This is a genomic window from Undibacterium sp. GW821-FHT11B02 (assembly GCF_058808955.1).
Window position 1 is genome coordinate 80,944 of the sequence record NZ_JBXASD010000012.1, and the last position, 20,593, is coordinate 101,536.

General features: G+C 50.7%; 19 protein-coding genes and 1 pseudogene. 12 read left to right on the top strand and 8 right to left on the bottom strand.

Annotated elements, in window-relative coordinates; all coding sequences use genetic code 11:
• Window positions 1-33: 33 nt before the first annotated feature.
• Genes AC1RVX_RS23250 through AC1RVX_RS23260 form a run of 3 tightly spaced genes read right to left on the bottom strand, consistent with a single transcriptional unit; the run spans window position 34 to window position 2,140 of the window.
• Complete coding sequence (locus AC1RVX_RS23250; protein ID WP_493218964.1) at window positions 34-180, bottom strand: hypothetical protein; 147 nt, start codon at window positions 178-180, stop codon at window positions 34-36.
• 11 nt (window positions 181-191) lie between these two features.
• Window positions 192-1,166 (bottom strand): quinone oxidoreductase family protein, encoded by a 975-nt coding sequence (locus tag AC1RVX_RS23255; RefSeq protein WP_493219083.1) that lies wholly within the window; start codon window positions 1,164-1,166, stop codon window positions 192-194.
• Window positions 1,167-1,222: 56 nt separating this feature from the next.
• Entirely contained in the window at window positions 1,223-2,140 is a 918-nt protein-coding gene (locus tag AC1RVX_RS23260) for a DMT family transporter (protein ID WP_493218965.1), read from the bottom strand.
• A gap of 238 nt (window positions 2,141-2,378) precedes the next feature.
• On the opposite strand from AC1RVX_RS23260, the gene AC1RVX_RS23265 reads away from it, so the two are divergent.
• The gene (locus AC1RVX_RS23265; protein ID WP_493218966.1) at window positions 2,379-2,543 is read left to right on the top strand and encodes a hypothetical protein; all 165 of its coding nucleotides are present in this window, start codon (window positions 2,379-2,381) and stop codon (window positions 2,541-2,543) included.
• Between the two features lie 49 nt (window positions 2,544-2,592).
• On the opposite strand, the gene AC1RVX_RS23270 is transcribed toward AC1RVX_RS23265, so the two are convergent.
• Window positions 2,593-4,182, bottom strand: a complete 1,590-nt coding sequence (locus AC1RVX_RS23270; RefSeq protein ID WP_493218967.1) for a helicase HerA-like C-terminal domain-containing protein — start codon at window positions 4,180-4,182, stop codon at window positions 2,593-2,595.
• Window positions 4,183-4,312: 130 nt separating this feature from the next.
• On the opposite strand from AC1RVX_RS23270, the gene AC1RVX_RS23275 reads away from it, so the two are divergent.
• The 9 genes from AC1RVX_RS23275 (at window position 4,313) to AC1RVX_RS23315 (ending at window position 11,873) form a co-directional block, all read left to right on the top strand.
• Window positions 4,313-5,038, top strand: coding sequence for a YebC/PmpR family DNA-binding transcriptional regulator (locus AC1RVX_RS23275; RefSeq protein ID WP_493218968.1), 726 nt, complete (start codon window positions 4,313-4,315; stop codon window positions 5,036-5,038).
• Between the two features lies 1 nt (window position 5,039).
• Complete coding sequence (gene purD / locus AC1RVX_RS23280) at window positions 5,040-6,314, top strand: phosphoribosylamine--glycine ligase (protein ID WP_493218969.1); 1,275 nt, start codon at window positions 5,040-5,042, stop codon at window positions 6,312-6,314.
• Window positions 6,315-6,424: 110 nt separating this feature from the next.
• Entirely contained in the window at window positions 6,425-7,324 is a 900-nt protein-coding gene (gene hemF / locus AC1RVX_RS23285) for an oxygen-dependent coproporphyrinogen oxidase (protein ID WP_493218970.1), read from the top strand.
• On the top strand, window positions 7,315-7,989 hold the full coding sequence (gene nadD / locus AC1RVX_RS23290; RefSeq protein ID WP_493218971.1) for a nicotinate (nicotinamide) nucleotide adenylyltransferase: 675 nt from the start codon (window positions 7,315-7,317) through the stop codon (window positions 7,987-7,989). The genes hemF and nadD overlap by 10 nt, the downstream gene beginning before the upstream one ends.
• 3 nt (window positions 7,990-7,992) lie before the next feature.
• A complete protein-coding gene (gene rsfS, locus AC1RVX_RS23295; protein WP_493218972.1) occupies window positions 7,993-8,739 on the top strand; it encodes a ribosome silencing factor in 747 nt (248 codons plus the stop codon).
• A 98-nt stretch (window positions 8,740-8,837) separates the two neighbouring features.
• A complete protein-coding gene (gene rlmH / locus AC1RVX_RS23300; RefSeq protein WP_493218973.1) occupies window positions 8,838-9,308 on the top strand; it encodes a 23S rRNA (pseudouridine(1915)-N(3))-methyltransferase RlmH in 471 nt (156 codons plus the stop codon).
• Between the two features lie 23 nt (window positions 9,309-9,331).
• Window positions 9,332-9,949 carry a Maf family protein gene (locus AC1RVX_RS23305; protein WP_493218974.1) on the top strand — a complete coding sequence of 206 codons (618 nt, stop codon included), beginning with the start codon at window positions 9,332-9,334 and terminating at the stop codon, window positions 9,947-9,949.
• A 23-nt stretch (window positions 9,950-9,972) separates the two neighbouring features.
• Window positions 9,973-11,439, top strand: coding sequence for a ribonuclease G (rng, locus tag AC1RVX_RS23310; RefSeq protein ID WP_493218975.1), 1,467 nt, complete (start codon window positions 9,973-9,975; stop codon window positions 11,437-11,439).
• A 272-nt stretch (window positions 11,440-11,711) separates the two neighbouring features.
• On the top strand, window positions 11,712-11,873 hold the full coding sequence (locus AC1RVX_RS23315) for a hypothetical protein (protein ID WP_493218976.1): 162 nt from the start codon (window positions 11,712-11,714) through the stop codon (window positions 11,871-11,873).
• Window positions 11,874-12,368: 495 nt separating this feature from the next.
• Here AC1RVX_RS23315 and AC1RVX_RS23320 read toward each other — a convergent pair whose 3' ends face one another.
• Window positions 12,369-13,040 (bottom strand): glutathione S-transferase family protein, encoded by a 672-nt coding sequence (locus AC1RVX_RS23320; RefSeq protein ID WP_493218977.1) that lies wholly within the window; start codon window positions 13,038-13,040, stop codon window positions 12,369-12,371.
• Window positions 13,041-13,134: 94 nt separating this feature from the next.
• The gene (locus AC1RVX_RS23325; RefSeq protein ID WP_493218978.1) at window positions 13,135-13,887 is read right to left on the bottom strand and encodes an SDR family oxidoreductase; all 753 of its coding nucleotides are present in this window, start codon (window positions 13,885-13,887) and stop codon (window positions 13,135-13,137) included.
• A 126-nt stretch (window positions 13,888-14,013) separates the two neighbouring features.
• On the opposite strand from AC1RVX_RS23325, the gene AC1RVX_RS23330 reads away from it, so the two are divergent.
• Window positions 14,014-14,928, top strand: a complete 915-nt coding sequence (locus AC1RVX_RS23330) for a LysR family transcriptional regulator (RefSeq protein ID WP_493218979.1) — start codon at window positions 14,014-14,016, stop codon at window positions 14,926-14,928.
• Between the two features lie 272 nt (window positions 14,929-15,200).
• Here the strand turns inward: AC1RVX_RS23330 and istA are convergent.
• Both istA and AC1RVX_RS23340 read right to left on the bottom strand, forming a co-directional pair.
• A pseudogene (gene istA, locus AC1RVX_RS23335) lies at window positions 15,201-16,209 on the bottom strand (IS21 family transposase); the annotation flags it as partial.
• A 205-nt stretch (window positions 16,210-16,414) separates the two neighbouring features.
• On the bottom strand, window positions 16,415-18,040 hold the full coding sequence (locus tag AC1RVX_RS23340) for a methyl-accepting chemotaxis protein (RefSeq protein WP_493218980.1): 1,626 nt from the start codon (window positions 18,038-18,040) through the stop codon (window positions 16,415-16,417).
• A gap of 1,181 nt (window positions 18,041-19,221) precedes the next feature.
• Between AC1RVX_RS23340 and AC1RVX_RS23345 the strand changes: the two genes are divergently transcribed.
• Complete coding sequence (locus AC1RVX_RS23345) at window positions 19,222-20,574, top strand: 2-hydroxycarboxylate transporter family protein (protein WP_493218981.1); 1,353 nt, start codon at window positions 19,222-19,224, stop codon at window positions 20,572-20,574.
• The last annotated feature ends 19 nt before the right edge of the window (window positions 20,575-20,593 follow it).

Sequence of the window (20,593 nt, forward strand, 5' to 3'; positions counted from 1 at the left end):
TAGCAAATCTACTTTTTACTTATTCAACCTGTATTAGTTAGTATAGTAAGCCTCAGAAGCAAAGGTAATGATGACTATCAGCATGACGGCAAAAATCAGAACCGCCAGCAGGCGTCCAAATTTGGGGCTGTCATTTTTATGTCCATCTGCTTTCTTCATTGGCGGGGTAACTTGTGTCATATTATCTTGCATCATGGAATTAATATGGTAGAACCTGTTGTTTTTCGTGCTTCCAGGTCACGATGGGCCTGGGCAACTTCACTCAGGGCATAGCGTTGGTGAATATCTATTTTAATCTTGCCGCTTTCCACCATGGAAAACAACTGAGCGGCCATTTGTTCAAGGTCATCACGCTTGGCGGTATAGCTCATCAAACTCGGTCTGGTGATAAACAGCGAGCCACGTGAACCCAGTTCATTCAGACTAAAAGCTGGCACCGGACCAGAAGCATTACCAAAACTGACCATCATACCCAGTGGCGCCAGGCAATCAAGCGAATTGATGAAGGTGTCCTTGCCGATTGAATCATAAACGACAGATACCCCTTTTCCATCTGTTATCTCACGAACGCGCTGAACAAAGTTCTCTTTATTGTAGTTAATGACATGGGTACAGCCATGGGCTTTGGCCAATTCTCCCTTTTCATCCGAACCAACGGTGCCGATCATGGTGACGCCTATTGCGCGTGCCCATTGGCATGCTATCAAACCGACACCGCCTGCGGCGGCATGGAATAATATTGTTTCGCCCCCCTGCAAAGGGAAAGTACGATGAAATAAATATTGCACCGTCAAACCCTGCAACATCATCGCTGCGGCAGTTTCAAAACCAATACTGTCAGGCAGACGCACCAAGTTATCGGCTGGCATAATGCGTGCCCCGGCATAAGCACCAGTTGGTCTGCCAGCATAGGCAACCCTGTCACCGACGCGCACGTATGTCACACCTGGGCCTACTGCTTCGACTATGCCTGCACCTTCCATACCCAGCCCGCCAGGCAAAGGCTGCGGATAAAGCCCGGTGCGAAAATACACATCAATAAAGTTCAGGCCGCATGCCTTGTGACGCACTAGTACCTCACCAGCACCAGGTTCCCCTAGTTCAACATCGACATATTCCATCACCTCTGGACCGCCGGTTTGCTGCATCCGGATTGCTTTTACCATTACCATGTCTGGCTCCTGATTATAAATCTGTTCTACGCTGCATCTGATGCACCGGTTTAACTTGAAGTTTTCTTTGCCGACAACAAATACATCCCCCCCATGACCAGCACTGTACCTGCCATTTGCCAGGCCGTGATAGGTTCCCCCAGAAAATATGCGCCTAAAAACAAGGTTGATACCGGCCCTATCATTCCTGCCTGTGACGCAGTGGCGGCGCCAATTTTTTTCACTGCTATCATGGTCATAAACACAGGCAATACAGTACAAAAAATAGCATTCACCATTGACAGAGAATATACAGCAAGCGGCTGCACCAGCATGGATGCCGGGCGCAGGACAAAGAATTGACCTATGCAGGCAGCACTGGAAACACACATTGCATAAGATACCAGGCGCAAGGAGCCCAGTCTTTGCACCAGCTGGCCTGACTGTATCAAGTACATCGCATAAGAAACTGCCGCCCCCAACACCAGCGCCGAACCCAGCATGACATTGCTGCCACCGAATTTCAGGTCATGAAAAAACACCAGCACGATGCCCAGATAAGAGACTGTCAAAGCCATCCATTCCAGCCGGCTGACCGCGCGCTTCAAAAAGAAAACTGAAATCAGCAAAACGAAAGAAGGCGTCAGGAACAATATCAGTCGTTCCAGACCTGCTGTAATGTATTGCAAACCCAGAAAATCCAGGAAAGAGGACAGGTAATAGCCAATCAAGCCCAGGCCGATCAGGCTTAGCCTGTCCCTTTTACTCAGGCTGCCTGCCTTGTGCATTTGCCACAAAGCAACGCCAGCAAAAATCGGCAAAGAAAATGCCATGCGAAAACAAATCAAAGTAACTGCGTCAACGTTATAGCGATAAATGAGCTTGGCGACGATGGCTTTGGTCGAAAAAAGTATGGCACCAGTCAAAGCAATCGCCAGACCAGTCAGGTAGGACTGTCGGGCAAGTAAAGCAGGATTATTGGCATGCATAAATAAATTTGATTAAAACCTTTCGATACTTCTGTGCCTTCAGAATCACTCAGTCACACTTTATTTTCTCATTCCGTGACGAATTCAGGCATTTTAATTCCCCTCCGGAAAAGAACTGACAATCTTTTACACCGTGGCACGGTTTTGCCCTCCTAATTTGACTTTGTGTAACCATTAATGCATGCAAATTTCATTACACTTTGCATTATGGTTAACAAGCACTGGTAAGGAGCATCAAATGTACACACCAAGATTGCAATACGCGGACCAACCCGTCCTTCGCCCTAAACGTGCGCAAGCCGAGACGCCACAGGCATGCCAGAAACCCACTGCCGTGAAACAACATGCGTCAGATTTGAACAGCATTTTCAAACGCCTGGCCAATTCGGGGCAGCAGGAGTAAACCTTCCTTCTGGACGGAGAGAGGTTTTATTAGCCCCCCCTTTCCTGCCTTATTTCTTCAGGATAGACCCGAGTACCCCACGAATAATTTCACGCCCTACCTGAGATCCCATGGTCCTGACAGCTGATTTGACCATGGTTTCCACTACATTATCACGACGACGCAGGCCACTGCCGCCCCCCATCAAATTGCCAAAGACACTTTTTAGCGTGTCTCCGACAACACCGCTGCTTGCTGACGCATTTTCTTGCTGCGCTGGCGGACGCACCACTGCTGGCGATGTGTTTGCCGGCATATTTCCCCAGGCATTCGTATCTGCGTGATCGCCTGCCGGCTGTGATTCTGCACTTGCAGCGCGTGTATCAACACGTCCTTTCAGTTTTTCATAGGCAGAGTCACGATCTATGGTTGTTTCATATACACCTGCCACGATGGAATTGCACATGGTTTGCTGACGCTCTTCATCAGTGATGGCTCCAATCTGCGAGGCAGGCGGTACGACCAGAGCCCGTTGCACGATATTTGGACGTCCCTTTTCATCCAGGAAGGAAACCAGAGCTTCGCCCACCCCCAGTTCAGCAATCACCGCTGCCGTATCCAGCTTTGGATTGGGGCGGAAGGTTTCTGCCGCAGCCTGCACCGCCTTCTGGTCACGCGGGGTATAGGCACGCAAGGCATGCTGTACACGATTGCCTAGTTGGCCCAGCACGGTATCCGGGATATCCAGCGGGTTTTGCGTCACAAAATACACGCCAATACCTTTGGAACGTATCAAGCGTACCACCTGTTCAATCTTTTGCAGCAAGACCTTGGGCGCCTCATCAAACAGCAAATGCGCTTCATCAAAGAAAAACACCATTTTCGGCTGATCGACATCCCCCACTTCTGGCAAATGCTCATATAGTTCAGACAACATCCACAGCAGGAAAGTCGAATACAAACGCGGTGATTGCAGCAATTGGTCAGCCGCCAGGATATTCACGTAGCCACGGCCATTGCCATCGGTCTGCATCATGTCGTCCAGATTCAGCATGGGCTCACCAAAGAATTGCTCACCACCCTGCTCGGATATGGTCAACAAGGAGCGCTGTATTGCGCCTACACTGGCGGCAGAAATATTGCCATATTCTGTCTGGAATGCTGAAGCATTCTCGGCCAGGTATTGCAGCATGGCGCGTAAATCTTTGGTATCAAGCAGTAACAAGCCGTGATCATCAGCGATCTTGAAGGCAAGTTGCAAAACGCCTTCCTGGGTATCGTTGAGGTTCAGCATGCGCCCCAACAACAAAGGACCGAGGTCAGATATGGTAGCCCGCACCGGGTGCCCTTGCTTGCCGAATACATCCCAGAAAGTGACGGGGCAAGCAGTCCATTGCGGTTCAGCCAGTTGCAAGCTGGCCAGACGCTGTTGCGTCTTGCTGTTGGCACTGCCTGGCTTGGCCATACCTGACAAATCGCCTTTGACATCCGCCATGAATACCGGCACCCCGATATCAGAAAATGCCTGTGCCATGGCCTGCAGCGTAACGGTCTTGCCGGTACCGGTTGCACCTGTGATGCAACCATGCCGGTTGGCCCAGTCAGAAAGTAAATTCAGGTCGATTTCAGGATTTTTAGCGATCAACAGTGGTTTTGACATAGTTTTGAAGGATGATTTGGAGAATTCGGGCGTAACCACTATGGTAAAATAGTGGTCTTCATTATAAAACCAAGCCAGGCAAAATTGCCGCCCTCAGGGTGAGCTATTGTCAATTCAGGAAAGAGCGATCATGGCAGGACATAGTAAATGGGCCAATATCAAGCATAAAAAAGCAGCAACCGATGCCAAACGCGGCAAGATCTGGACGCGTCTGATCAAGGAGATCACGGTTGCAGCACGCATGGGTGGTGAGGATGTTGACTCCAACCCGCGTCTGCGTCTGGCAGTAGACAAGGCAGCAGATGCCAATATGCCAAAGGAAAACGTCACGCGTGCAATCCAGCGTGGCGCTGGCACACTGGAAGGCGCAAATTACGAAGAGGTGCGCTACGAAGGTTATGGCATAGGTGGTGCAGCCATTGTGGTTGATTGCATGACTGACAACCGCGTACGTACGGTGGCAGAGGTCCGCCATGCCTTCAATAAATTCGGTGGCAATATGGGTACCGAAGGTTCTGTTGCCTTTTTGTTCAAGCATTGTGGCCAGATGTTCTTTGCCCCTGGCACCAATGAAGATGCACTGATGGAAGCCGCACTCGAAGCCGGTGCTGACGACGTGGTCACTGATGACGAAGGCGGTATTGAAGTCATCTGTGCACCATTCAGCCTGTCTGATTTGCGTGCCAGCCTGGAAAAAGCCGGGTTCAAAGCCGAAGTTGCTGAAGTGGTCATGAAACCCAGTACTGAAACGGTGTTTGCCGGTGATGAAGGTATCAAAATGCAGAAATTACTGGATGCATTGGAAAACCTCGACGATGTACAAGAAGTATTCACCAACGCCATCATAGAAGATTAAGATGAAATTACTCGTTGTCGGCTCTGGTGGCCGTGAACATGCCCTCGCCTGGAAACTCGCTCAATCTGAACGTGTACAAACCATTTTTGTAGCCCCAGGCAATGGTGGCACAGCTGCTGATATACGCCTGAAAAACATCAACATTACCGATCCTGCCGCACTGGCCGATTTTGCCGAGCAAGAAAATATCGGCATTACCGTGGTCGGCCCGGAAGTACCACTGGCTGCCGGTATTGTGAATATTTTCCGTGACCGTGGCCTGAAAATTTTTGGCCCGACCAAAGAAGCGGCACAGCTCGAAAGCTCCAAGGATTTCGCCAAGGCGTTCATGCACAGGCATGCGATTCCCACGGCTGAATACCAGACCTTTTCCGATCTGGCACCAGCGCATGAGTATATCAATGCCAAGGGCGCACCTATCGTCATCAAGGCTGATGGCCTGGCCGCCGGCAAAGGTGTGGTCGTCGCCATGACGCTGGAAGAAGCGCATGCTGCCGTTGACATGATGTTGTCTGACAATAAGCTGGGTGATGCCGGTGCCCGCGTGGTCATTGAAGAATTTCTGGCTGGCGAAGAAGCCAGTTTCATCGTCATGGTGGATGGCAAGAATATTCTGCCGCTGGCTACCAGCCAGGATCATAAACGCTTGCTGGACAATGACGAAGGCCCTAACACTGGCGGCATGGGTGCTTACTCCCCTGCCCCTATTGTCACACCGCAATTGCACGCACGCGTGATGCGTGAAATCATTGTACCTACGGTGCAGGGCATGGCCAAGGATGGTATTGTCTTCACCGGCTTTTTGTATGCGGGTCTGATGATTGATGACCAGGGCAACCCAAAGACGCTGGAATTCAATTGCCGCATGGGTGATCCTGAAACCCAGCCCATCATGGCGCGCCTGAAAACCGACCTTCTGCATGTCATGGAGCATGCAGTGGATGGCACGCTCGATACCGTTGAACTGGAATGGGACAGACGTACTGCCATGGGCATCGTCATGGCTGCCGCTGGTTACCCGGACAGCCCGCGCAAGGGTGACAAGATTACTGGCATTCCTGCAGAAACTGCTGAAACCGTAACCTTCCATGCCGGCACCACATTGAATGAAAAAACCTTGAGTGCGAGTGGTGGCAGGGTTTTATGCGTGGTTGGTTTGGGCGATACAGTCAAACAGGCGCAGAAACACGCCTATGATACGGTTGAAAAAATTCACTTCGATGGCATGCAGTATCGCCACGATATAGGCTGGCGTGCGCTCAACCGCAAACATTAATTCCTGATCAGACACATTATCAGAGCAACATAGCACGCCATAGATCTTTTAAAGTGGGTTGGACACGATACTGGGTCCAGCCCCTTGCGTTTTTTAGAGTAGATAGCAGAATGACAGATACACTCGCGGTTAAAAATTACTTCTTGGGCCTGCAGGCTGGTATAGTCGCGGCTCTGGAAGAAGTTGACGGCCATACTTTCATCACCGATAGCTGGGAACGCCCTGAAGGCGGGGGTGGTATTTCGCGCGTGATAGAAGAAGGCAAGGTATTTGAACGTGGTGGTGTGAATTTTTCACATGTCATGGGTAAAAACCTGCCGCCATCTGCCGCTGCCAGCCGCCCTGAACTGGCGGGTCGTCAGTGGGAAGCCATGGGAGTATCACTGGTTTTGCATCCACGCAACCCGTATGCCCCTACCGTACATATGAATGTACGCTTTTTCACCACCCATGCCGAAGGGCAGGAAGATGTCTGGTGGTTTGGCGGCGGTATGGATTTGACACCTTATTACGGTTTTACAGAAGATGCAGTGCATTTTCATCAAACCTGTAAAAATGCAGTCCAACCTTTTGGGGCAGATTTACATGTCCGCTTCAAAAAATGGTGTGACGAATATTTTTATTTGAAACACCGCAAGGAAGCCCGTGGCGTTGGCGGTATCTTCTTTGACGATTTCAATGAAGTCGACTTTGCAGGCAGTTTTGCTATGATGCGCAGCGTCGGTGATGCCTTTATCCCTGCTTATCGCCCGATTTTGGAAAGGCGTAAAGACCTGGTATATGGCGAACGTGAGCGGGATTTCCAGGCGTATCGTCGTGGTCGCTATGTGGAATTTAATCTGGTATTTGACCGTGGTACGCATTTCGGTCTGCAATCTGGTGGCAGGACAGAATCCATACTGATGTCCATGCCACCCATCGTCAAATGGCGTTATGACTGGAAACCGGAGGCTGGCAGCCCGGAAGCAAAACTGGCAACGGACTTTCTGGTACACAAGGAATGGGTATAGACACTGCTGCAAATCCTTGCATCCTGGTATTGGGGGGTAGCTTTGATCCCGTACATCTGGGACATATCGCCCTTGCCCACAGCCTGGCATCGGCTTTACGGCCGGATGAATTACGCATCATCCCGGTTGGTCAGCAATGGCAAAAAAATGAGTTCCAGGCAACGACAAAACAAAGGCTAGCCATGCTGGAACTGGCTTTTGAAGACTGGCAACTCTGCCCTGTCAGGATAGACGAGCAGGAAATTATCCGGGCAGAACAGGGCAAAAGTAATTTCACCATAGACACCTTACACCAGCTACGTACTGAAGTTGGTGAGCAGGCATCATTGGTCTTTGCCATGGGGGCAGATCAGTTGCAAAATTTGCATACTTGGTACAATTGGCAAGCCTTGCTTGATGTAGCACATCTTTGTGCTGCTTCCCGCCCTGGTTTTAGCCTGGATATCAGCAGTCCCGACATTGCTGATATCTGGAAGAAAAATGCCGTCAGTGCCATGGAAATGCGCTCACGACCAGCCGGTGGCACTTACCTGGAAAGAAACCTTGCACAAGATGTATCTGCTACCCAACTACGTACAGAATTAAAACAGCATAACCCGACAACAAGATTGCTAGTCCCGCACAAGGTGCTAGACTACTTACAACAACAAACTATTTACCAATAAAATATGGATATTAAAAAACTGCAAAGCTTGGTCATTGACGCTCTGGAAGACGTCAAGGCACAAGACATACAATTATACGAAACCACCCATCTGACCAGCCTGTTTGACCGCGTTTGTATCGCGTCAGGCACATCCAACCGCCAAACCAAGGCACTGGCAGCCTCGGTACGTGACAAAGTCAAGGAAAACGGTGGCACTATCGTCAGCATGGAAGGTGAAGCAACCGGCGAGTGGGTACTGGTCGATCTGGGTGACATCGTCGTCCATATCATGCAACCGGCCATCCGTGCCTACTACCGTCTGGAAGAACTCTGGGGCGATAAACCCGTGAAATTTGGCGCAGCCAAGCGTACTTCCGCTAAAAAAGCTGATGCTGAAGAAGAAAGTGACAAGCCTAAACGCGCTGCACGTAAAACTGCTGGCAAGGCTGCTCCACTGGAAGTCACCCATGACATGATGGCGATCCAGACCACGCTGGATGATGAAAAGAAACCGGCACGCAAGCCACGCGTCAGCAAGACAACCGGCGAAGCCGATGCCAAGCCTGCGCGTAAACCTGCAGCTCGCAAAGCCGCCGATGGCGCAGCCAAGCCAGCCAAACCAGCCAAAATACCGACTGGCGGCCGTGTCAAAGTGGCAGCGACAAAGACCGCAGTGGCTTCAGCCAAACAGGCAGCCGAAAAACGTGGCGCGTCAGCAGCTGCAGCACCAACAAAACGCGCGCCAGCCCGTAAAAAAACAGAGGAATAATTCTGTTAAAGATCCGATCCAAATGGCTGCCTGGTGCAGCCATTTGTTTAAGCAGATTCAGCAAATTAAGCAGACCAAGTTTCAAGATACGATAAGACATGCAATTAATCATCGCCGCCGTCGGCCACAAAATGCCAGCCTGGATAGAAACCGGCTTTCAGGAATACGCCAAGCGTATGCCGCCGGAATGCCGTGTGCTGCTCAAAGAAATCAAGCCAGTAGAACGTTCGGGCAGCAAAACTGCAGAAACTGTGATGGCACTGGAACGTACAAAAATCGAAGCTGTCATTCCCAAGAATGCCCGTATTGTCGCCCTCGATGAACGAGGAAAAGACTGGACCAGCGTCGCTCTGTCGCAAAACCTGACACAATGGCAGCAAGAAGGCCGCGATGTTGTTTTTGTCATCGGCGGTGCCGATGGCCTGGATGCTGAATTCAAGGCCAGAGCCGATACGCTGATACGCATCTCCAGCCTGACACTGCCACATGGCATGGTCAGGGTGCTGCTGGCAGAACAGCTGTATCGTGCCTGGTCAATTACCCAGAACCACCCCTACCACAGAGTGTGATCAAAACACGCAAGGACAAGAATATGCTCCGCGAAAATAAAATTTATCTCGCATCCAAAAGCCCCAGACGCCGTGAATTGCTGCACCAGGTTGGCATAGATTTTGACTTGCTATTATTACGCGATGCCCCGCCGCGCGGACCAGATGTGACTGAAATTGTCTTGCCTGGTGAAGCACCGGAAGCTTATGTCAGTCGCGTCACCAAAGAAAAAGCAGACAAAGCCTGGGAAGCCATGCATATGCGCAAATTGCTGCCACGCCCCGTACTGGCTGCAGATACAACGGTGGTGCTGGGCCAGCAAATCCTGGGCAAACCCGCTGATCTGCAAGAGGCAGTCAGCATGCTGCAACTGCTATCCGGGCAAACCCATCAGGTATTGACCAGCATCGCTGTACATTCCAGCAAGGGCAGTGTCGCCGTAACACAATGTTCGGATGTCAGCTTTGCCCCCCTTGACGAGCAACAAATACTGGCCTATTGCCAGAGTAATGAACCCTATGACAAAGCTGGAGGTTATGGCATACAAGGCGGAGCTGCCCGTTTTATTTCACACATCAAAGGCAGTTATTCTGGCATCATGGGATTACCCTTGTTTGAAACCTGCCAGTTATTACGTCAGGCCGGTATCATTATTCCCTAACAGTTAAAGTCTTTGAGAAGTCCATGAGCGAAAACCTCCTCATCAATATCACTCCCCAAGAGACCCGGGTTGCCCTGATGTTTCAGGGTGCAGTACAAGAACTCCATATAGAACGTACCTTGTCACGCGGCCTGGTCGGCAATATCTATCTGGGCAAAGTCGTGCGGGTTTTACCCGGCATGCAATCTGCCTTCATCGATATCGGGCTGGAACGTGCTGCCTTTTTACATGTGGCCGATATCTGGGACGCCCGCCCGCAAGACGGCAATACCAATGCGCCGCTGATTCCGATCGAAAAACTCTTGTTCGATGGCCAATCAGTGACCGTTCAAGTAGTGAAAGACCCTATCGGTACCAAGGGAGCCCGGCTTTCAACACAAATCTCGATTGCTGGCCGCATGCTAGTCTATCTGCCGCAAGATTCACATATTGGTATCTCACAAAAAATTGAGAATGAAGCCGAACGTGAAGCCTTGCGTGCAAAAGTGCAAAGCCTCCAGCAAAGCGACGAAAAAGGTGGTTTCATCGTCCGTACCATGGCAGAAGATGCCTCTGACGAAGACCTGAAAGCCGACGTCGATTATCTGCGCCGGACCTGGTCTACCATACTGCAACTGGCCAAGACTCAGCCGCCGACCACTTTGCTGTATCAGGATCTGAACCTGGCACAACGTGTCTTGCGTGATTTCGTTAACGAAGAAACCAGCAGCATACAAGTCGATTCGCGCGAAAATTACATCATGCTGCAAGAATTTGCGACTCGTTACATGCCGTCGGTACTTGGCAAATTGCAGCACTATATCGGTGAACGCCCGCTATTTGATCTGCATGGCGTCGAAGAAGAAATCGAAAGAGCGCTGGGCCGTCGCGTGGATCTGAAATCAGGTGGTTACCTGATCGTCGATCAGACCGAAGCCATGACCACCATCGACGTCAACACTGGCAGCTTTGTCGCTGGTCGCAATTTCGATGACACTATCTTCAAAACCAATCTGGAAGCCGCCCACGCCATCGCCCGCCAGCTGCGCCTGCGAAATCTGGGTGGCATCATCATTCTCGACATCATTGATATGGAGAATGAAGAGCACAAAGCCGCCGTACTGACAGAATTGAACAAGGCATTATCACGCGACCGCACCAAGCTATCCGTATCCGGCTTTTCTGCCCTCGGCCTGGTCGAAGTCACGCGCAAGCGCACCCGTGAATCACTGGCCCACGTCCTGTGTGAACCCTGCCCTGCCTGCAATGGTAAAGGCCAGGTCAAGACCGCCCGTACCATCTGCTATGAAATCCTGCGCGAGCTGCTGCGCGAAGCCAAACAATTCAACCCGCGTGAATTCCGCATCATGGCTTCGCAAGTCGTGGTTGATATGTTCCTGGAAGAAGAATCCCAGCATCTGGCCATGCTTGGTGACTTCATTGGCAAGCCGATTTCACTGCAAGTGGAGAATGTGTTTCATCAGGAACAGTACGATATTATTTTGATGTGATAGAAAGGTAAATAAATTTTTATCAAGCTACAAATCTAGCTGCAAATCTTATAACAATAATGAATACATCTGCACGAAACAAAATAAATGGGTAACTGCCCCTTCCGCTATTAAAAGACAAAAGTCCTTTTGCACTTTCTGAGAAAGAACATCTTTTTACCGCAGATGATTGGGCTTGGTTATTCTTGCGTTTAAGCAAAAGTTATCGTGTCGCCTACGATAAAATGAAAGAAACGCTCAACGCAAGTCCAATCTCATGGGAGGTTATATCTATGGATAAAAAACCTTCTGCTGCAAATATCAAACGTAGCCACGAACTGAGGAAAGTATTAGAAAATGAAAAACATAAATCTCAAGATTTTGGATTGGGAGACTGGATCAATCCGGAAATAAAATTTCTAAATGAACTGTCTTTGACAAATGGCGGATCTTGATTTTACCCGCTGATGCGCATCTTGTGTTTTGGACACTCCACAAATATTGCCAACGGAAAATCAGCTCAAATTGTTCTAATTCGTGGCATAAAGCTTGGGGCAAGACTTGCTGTAAGAGAGACTCAATTTGGTTTTGAGCACTATCACTGGCCTACTCGCTTTTATTCCCCACACGCAAAAACTGTACACCCTGAAAATAATCTTATACATAAATGCTTCGACTGAGTTTTGAAGCCATATACGATAGCGCACGATATCATTCCAAGATTACGATATAGCCCGTTTTTTGGGAGGGCGCAACACCTCCTAGCCGTATGTCCGTAGCAGCCTGGTGATTCCCCCAGCCCTTTTTATTTTGGTGTCACGGTGCTTAGTGGACGATGAACGGAGCGCTTCAGCACACTACAAAGCAGGAATTGGCCGCCATCGGCCAACAGCAGACATTGCAGACGGTGAATCACCGGGCACCAAAGCAAATAGACAGTCAATGCGTGTTTAGGTGACTGCGATCAGTGCCCCTTGCTCGCGGAGATGCGTCATGAAAAGATCGGCATAATCTTCGACAACAGCATCCCTCACGCTTACGCGCGCTTCAAGCGCCGTGCGCCAGGCCGAAACGCGCGGAAGACCATCGAAGATCTGATGCGCGATTAGCGCATCGATAATCCCGAAGTAACGGAAGAGAGGCGCGTATACCGCATCGACCATGCCAAAGGTGGCACCAGAAAAAAATGGCCCTTCACTCATAGCCGCCTCCAGTTTGCCGAGCCGTTCGCGAAACGCCGTACGCTTGGCGTCGGCGGTTGAAAAGTCGCGAGCGTGGAGAAACTGCCAGCCATCAGCAAACGTCAGGGTAGCAAACTCGATCCACGCACGGTGCTGGGCGCGAAGCAACGCATCGACGGGGTGCATAGACCCGCCGCCTTGCGTTTCGTTGAGGTACTCGCAGATGACGACGCTTTCGAACAAGATTGCGTCATCCGTGTTGACCTGGCGCACCTTGAGCAACGGCACCTTGCCGGTTGGCGATAGTGCCAGAAACCAGTCTGGCTTCGCGGCAAGATCAACATTTATCCGATCGAATTCAGCGCCCTTCTCAAGAAGAACGATCGCGGCGCGCTGAACGAAGGGGCACAGCGGGTGACTTATCAGAGTAAGCTTAGTCATAGTGAAGTGGGGTTTAGATGTTTAAGAGAAGGAAACAGGGGGTGCTGTAGGTCGGCACACCACTGCTTCCTGTGCGTGGGCGAAGGTACGACGCTTAGCCGTTCAGCAGACGGCCACCGTCAACTACGATTTCAGTGCCCACCGTCCAGCGCGACTCGTCGGAAGCCAGATACAGCACTGCTTTGGCCACCTCGTCGGCCGTACCGAAGCGACCAAGCGGAATGCTAGCCGCTATCTCTTTCTTGACCTGCTCCCAGTACACGTCGGGAATGCCGAGCTTGTCGTACAGCGGTGTCTCGACCGGTCCGGGGCTGACCGCGTTAACTCGGATGCCGCGTCCCAGCAATTCAGTCGAAAGTGTCTTCGACATGTTCAGGAATGCAGCTTTCGTTGCGGCATACACGGATGAGCGGTCTGCGCCTGCGTGCGCGCTGACGGAAGTGGTGAGCACGACGGAGGCGGGATTCGCGAAGATCGGAAGCAGTGACTGTAGCAGGAAGTAAGGCCCCTTGACGTTAATGTCGAAAGAGCGGTCGAACATCTCTTCCGTCCATTCCTCGATTGGCTGCCACACGGATACTCCGGCATTGAGGAAGGCAACGTCCAGTTGTCCGTAGTGATCCTTGATGGCTTGTGCCAGTTCCTTTTGTGCCGCAACGCTGGCCGAGTCAGCGCGCAGTACCTGAACTTCAGGTCCCAGTTCGGCTTGAGCCTTTGCGATGGAATCGGGATTGACGCCCGTGACGATAACGCGGGCACCTTCCGCCAGAAACTGCTTTGCGGTTTCCAGCCCGATACCACTGGTGCCACCAGTGATGAGAGTACGTTTACCTTGCAAGCGCGACATTGATTTCTCCTATGAATGACGACCGATGTAGTCGATGTGGAGAATGATGCACTCATGCTCAAAATTTGATAAGATCAGGCTTTCGCATATAATCCATGCCAATTTCGCATGAATTATGGTGACAACATGGACCGATTTCTTTTAATGACATGCTTCGCGCGCGCGGTAGAAACCGGAAGCTTCTCAGCTGCAGGGCGCGACTTAGGTCTAGGACAACCCAACGTGAGTCGATATGTGGCGGCGCTGGAAGATTATTTGCAGACGCGTCTGCTCCACCGATCCACACGCAAGCTGTCTTTGACCCCTGAGGGTGAGCGCTATTACGCGGATATCCGGCGAATTCTAGATGCGGTGGATGAATCCGAATCTTCCTTCAAGAACAATGTCGAGCCATCAGGACTCTTGCGCGTAGCCTGCCCGACGGCGCTCGCACACGCGTTCGTGTTGCCGCACGTGGCGACGTTTTTGGAGCGGTACCCCCAATTGACGTTGGATCTTCAGCTCAACGATCGTTACGTAGACCTGGTCAATGAAGGGACCGAACTCGCCATTCGCATCGGACACCTGGAGGACAGCGCCCTGCGCGCCCGACGTCTGGGATGGTACGACCGCGTTTTCGTTGCAAGCAAGGACTACCTGACCAAACGCGGAATCCCGCAGACACCGGATGACCTACGCGACCACGACTGCGTCATCTACACGCTGCTGTCATCCGGGGCTACCTGGCGCTTCAGGGACACTGACATTCCGGTCTCCGGCAGACTCAGGGTCAACTCCCCCGAGGCTGTCGGTGCTGCGGTCACGGCAGGTTTGGGCATAGGACATGGACCAGCATGGCTGTTTGAGGAAGGGCTGAATAGCGGTCGATTGCAGTTTATCTTGACGGGTCATGCTGCTCCACCCGTCCCGGTGCAAATCGTCTATGTGGCGAACAGGCTGCTCCCCACTCGGGCGGTCGTGTTTATGGATTTCATGGCTGAGGTGTTTTCCAGGATTCCAGCTTTGAACAGCAACACCCCTTTTCCTGCACTCAAAGATTGAATAAGCTGAAGGGGCACTTCCTGAGTAATATCGCGACAGGCGGCTTAGGGGCGTAAGCCGCCTATCATTTAAAAGTAGCCAATCAAATGCACAACAATTTAAACGCACTGTAAAGCTGAGCTTTAGCACATTGATGGCAGGTCTATCGACGACTTTTTTCATGCTATGTGCAATCAATTTGATCGCTAGTTGTTGAATTTTTTCGTATTGCTGACTAGCGATAATGGTGACCACGCTGGTATGTTCATAGAGCTTGGACATCAGGTGGAACAACAAGGCACTGAGTAGCGATTGCGACTGATGCTGACCAGGCAGGTGCTCGACACCCGTGCCAGTTTCTCCATATAGCCATCAAAAGGCGTGGGCATTGGCATCATTTCAATGCGTTCCTGCTCCAGCATTTCCGCCACGCTGAATTCCTTGTATTCTGGGTGACGTACTTCGCGCCATAGTGCCTGGCACCGTTCACTCAGCCAGGCATTGAGCTCGATGAACGAGCCAAATTTCCGGTTCTGTGCTTCCAGCCAGATGCGACGGCGGCTGTCTTGAACGTTCTTCTCGACGACACCTTTCCCCCAGCCGGAGGCGACATTGCAGAAATCCGGGTCGAACAAATAGTGTGCTGACATCACGGCAAACCGGTTGTTGACGACCCGGTCTTTGCCTTTGTTGACCTTGTCGACGGCAGTCTTCATGTTGTCGTAGATGCCGCGGCGCGGCACGCCACCGAGTGCACTGAAGGAGCGGGTGTGTGCATCGAACAGCATTTCGTGCCCCTGGCTGGGGCAGGCCACCAACCAGAACGCCCGACTGGCACACAGTTTGAAATGCAAAATCTGCATCCGGTAGTAGATTCCGCCTACCACCAGGCCTTCTTCGCTCCAGTCAAACTGAAACGCCTCGCCCATTTCAAATTTCAGCGGCACAAAGGCGTGTGAGTGATTGGCTTCGGCACCGCGCCAGTCGCGAATGAAGGCGGTGAGCTGGCTGTAGCCGCCAGCATAACCAGTCCGCCTGGATGAGCGTGAAGAGCGCCTTGGCGGTGCGCTGATTCTGCTTAGTGCGGTGGGAATCGGCTTTGAGCGCCTGAATGAAGGTTGCGTGAAATGGCGTCAACTTGCAGGGGGCTTCGGTTCTGACATACGCTGGCGGGCCCGCTTCCTCGGTATTGCGTAGCCATCGCCGTATCGTGTTGCGCGACAAACCTGTGCGCTTCGCAATTTCGTGCAGCGACAGTTTGTCGCGTAAATGCATCCGCCGTATTTTTCCTAACATTTCCATGGTGATCACCTTTTTGTCTCCCGCCTAAAAATTAAGCAGGATAAGCAGAACACCTGGGTCAGTTTTGAATCAGCAGAACCCTCTTAAGTGGGTCAATTTTCGGTCAGCGGCAACATGCAGCTATTTTCACTTCCAAAACATGTCGCAATACATGGCTATTCGCTCCACACCTTTGGGATTGATTGACCAGTCCTGTCAGTCAGTATTAATCTTTTTCTTGCATGGTGAGCATGTACGTATCGGATCGTTTATCGTTTGAAACGCTAGCAATGTCGCCTGACCCGGCGTCGCGTTCAAACTGAAAAACGCTAACGGCCTGGAGCAGATTAGATGCCTGTTGCCGCATGCTGGTGGCAGCAGCGGCGGCCTCCTCTACCAGCGCGGCATTTTGTTGTGTCGCATTGTCCATTTCCCCGATAGCTAAATTGATCTCGTCGATCCCGACACGCTGCTCTTCGCTTGCGGCGGAAATTTCACCCATAATATCGGCAACCTGTCCGACCGAAATCACGATCTGATCCATGGTCGCGCCCGCTTCGTCGACCAGCTTGCTGCCAGCACCGACCGTTTCAACAGAATCGCTGATGAGCGCTTTGATTTCCTTGGCGGCAGATGCAGAACGCTGGGCAAGATTACGCACCTCGGTCGCAACGACTGCAAAACCACGCCCCTGCTCCCCTGCTCGCGCTGCCTCGACGGCGGCATTCAAAGCCAGAATATTGGTTTGGAACGCAATGCCGTCAATGACGCCGATAATGTCAACAATCTTTCCAGATCTTTCCCGGATTGCAGCCATTGTCCCCACAACTTCCCCCACAACCTGCCCGCCTTTCTTTGCGAATTCTGAGGCAGCAAGAACGAGCTTATTCGCCAATTTGGCATTGCCTGCATTTTGTTTTACCGTTGAAGTCAATGTAACCAAAGACGATGTCGTCTTTTCGAGATTAGCCGCCTGCTGCTCAGTGCGAACGGATAAATCCAAATTGCCCGCGGCGAGTTGATTGGAAGCGGTGGCAATCGCCTCAGTTCCAGTACGAACACCCGAGACAGTCTGGATCAGGCTATCATTCATGTTCTTCAATGCCATCAGGAGCTTTCCGGTCTCATCGCGTGATGCCACGTCAATGCGTTGTGAGAGATCTCCACTTGCAACACTGCTAGCAATGTGCACCGCATATTCAAGAGGTCTGGAGACGCTACGGATCAGCCATACGCCAAAGACCATTGAAAATAGCAGCCCCAATGCGAGAGAACCGATAGAAACAATGTTGAACATGGTATACAGCCGCTGCGACTTCTCATACGCGGTTTTTGCTTCATCCAATTGTAGCTGGATCAACGCATTGATTGTGTCCCTTGCATGCCCCCAGGTCTCAGTCATCTTACCCTGATAAACATCTGCGGCGCGCTTGACATCAGAGCCGAGCATTGCGGCGATCACAGGCTTCAATCCCTCTTTAAAGAACACTTTCTGCTCCGCGACAAACTTGTCGGCAAGTTCCTTTTCTGCTGGCGTTAAGGGTGTTGCCGCGTAATCTGCCCAAACTTTGTTGCTTTCTGCTCCATTCTTTTCAATCGCGTCCATGGTTCCGCCAAATTGGTCAGGGTCGCCGCTAATGGCCTGACCTAACCTGACTTGTGTGTCCAGCATCGATTTGATAACGCTATCCAGTCGCCCAACGGAGACCATGCGGTCAGCATATATAATCTGGAGAGAAGTGTTGGCCGACCGCAGGCTATATAAGCCGGCACCTCCGATAATAATCAATAGAAATGAGAGAAAAGTAAAAACAAATATTAGACGAGATCTGATACTTATATTGCTCAACATGTTACGTTCCTTGTAATTTTTATCATACGAACAATTGAAACGGCCAAAGCATTTTTTTGCTGCGGGACGATTCCCAAAAAAGGCCAGGATTTCATACACATATGCGTATGAAAAACAGATTGCTCATCAAATCGAAGTGACCGTCAAGCACCCCGACACCTCTGTAACAACGAAGAAAAAGTTATCGTGGCAGAAAAATCCTGGGTAACAGGTGTCCAAGTCGAGAGCCACTCAGGCGATCGTCAATTTCATCCCTCATACCGAACAGAGGCTCGCCAGCCACCCTGAATACACTTCCTGGCTGACCTCAACCAACATCAATTTTCATTTCATGCGAGGAAACGTATACAGCTGGCCTGCAAAGACTTACACCTGCTACCTGGTTCTACGGGTAGTGGTGTACTTCCTGACTTTGAAGCGCTGTTTGCCTTTGTGATTATCGTGGCTGCATCTGAGGATTACCTCTTAGACCCAAGAACCTGTTTACGATCTTGCTTAGCGTGTGTGACCGGGGCTCATGTGCTGCTCAACATGCTTATGTACCCAGAGTACATTGCGCTTTTTGCGCTACGCTTAGTTACCCTGAATGTTGCCCTGATCCCGCTGACGCTCGCTACAGATCGTAAACAGGTCTCAAGAATTTTGACGATCACAGGCTTCATTGATATGTCTCCTTGCTATACATTTTATGTAGGCTCCAGGGCATGTTGACCTGATATTCACAATTACTACTTTCGCCATACGGTGTATTTATGTTGACAACTGTAGAGCGTCTGACCCTTCTAATAGCCTACAACTTTGCGCTCTTGATTGAACAATTTGAAGAACCTTATTCAACATCTTTGAACAAAAAAAGAAAATTTGTAGGCAAAATGAAAGTTAAGCACGTCTACTATTCATCTGCGCTGATACGCACTCAAGGAAAATCGCAGCCGATATTTGATTTTTGGCTGATCATACGTCCCAAATAATAGAGACAAAATTCAACGCAACCGAAAATGCAAGCAGCGCTGGCGAGTACTGTCCCGATTGGTCAAATCCCACTCATGGCAGCTGTCTCATCGGCACGACGGGATAGCTAAGATGATGTATTCCTGACAAAGACGATTGAGCAGCTTCCGTGCTTGAAGACGGGGTTAATTCGATCGGAAGTACAAAATATTAAAATCGAAGGAGATGAAATGAAAACCATACCGATTGAGCAATTCATACCACAAGCCAAGGACGACACATCCAAAAAATTCTGGCCATACGGATGGTGGAAATTGATGGAAATGCGTATCGGTATCATACCGTTGCCAGTGTTCCTGCTGTTGCTGGCATTGATAGCGGGATTTGTCGCTACAGGCAAAGTGCCAACCGATATCTCGGTATCGATCGCCCTGTTGGCAGTGGGCGGCTTTTCTTGCGCAGAATTGGGCAAGCGAATTCCCCTCGTTCGCAATATCGGTGCTGCGGCAATTTTTGCGACGTTCATTCCATCTTATCTGGCATTCAATCATCTCTTGCCTTCTCTGGTTTTAAAGAACGTCGTCGATTTCACTAAATCGACCAATTTTCTTTATCTATTTATTGCTTCGATTATCGTCGGCAGTATCTTAAGTATGGATAGGACGGTTCTCATCAAGGGATTCATCAAGATTTTCGTGCCGCTTGCCGTTGGCTCTGTTGCTGCCGGTATTGTCGGCACTGCCGTTGGCACTATGCTTGGCCTGGGGACCTACCATACGTTCTTTTATATCGTTGTTCCGATCATGGCAGGCGGCGTTGGCGAAGGTGCTATTCCATTGTCAATCGGTTATTCCGGAATCTTGCATCAGGCACAGGGCGATGTCTTTGCACAAGTCCTGCCCCCGGTAATGCTAGGCAGCCTGACCGCAATCATTCTTGCCGGTATGCTGAACTTTGTTGGTAAAAGATACCCACATCTCACCGGCAACGGTCGTTTGCAGCCGGGCGAGCATGATGACATGCAACCGGCAGAGGAAGAACTTCCCAGTCATATGGATATTAATCATATTGCTGCTGCTGGCATTACGGCAATCTCGCTCTATATGTTCGGACTGATGTGTTACAAATTATTCGATTTCCCAGCGCCGGTCGCCATGCTGTTCATTGCTGTGATTTTCAAGCTGTCGCGCGCAGTGTCGCCACAGTTGCAGCAAGGCTCTTTCGTTGTCTACAAATTCTTTTCCACAGCGGTGACATATCCGCTACTGTTTGCCATTGGTGTGTCGATGACACCATGGGACAAATTGGTATCGGCATTCAACATACTTAATCTCATCACCATCATTTCGACGGTGGCGACGTTGATGGCTACAGGTTTCGTGGTTGGCCGCTGGCTGAACATGTATCCGATTGAGACAGCACTTGTGAATGCCTGCCACAGTGGACAGGGCGGCACAGGGGACGTGGCGATTCTGACGGCGGCTGACCGCATGCAAATGATGCCGTTTGCACAGATTGCGACGCGCATTGGCGGTGCGATTACTGTAACGCTCACTCTGCTTGCCATGTCTCAGTTGAAATAAATTAAGGCCAAAAAAATTT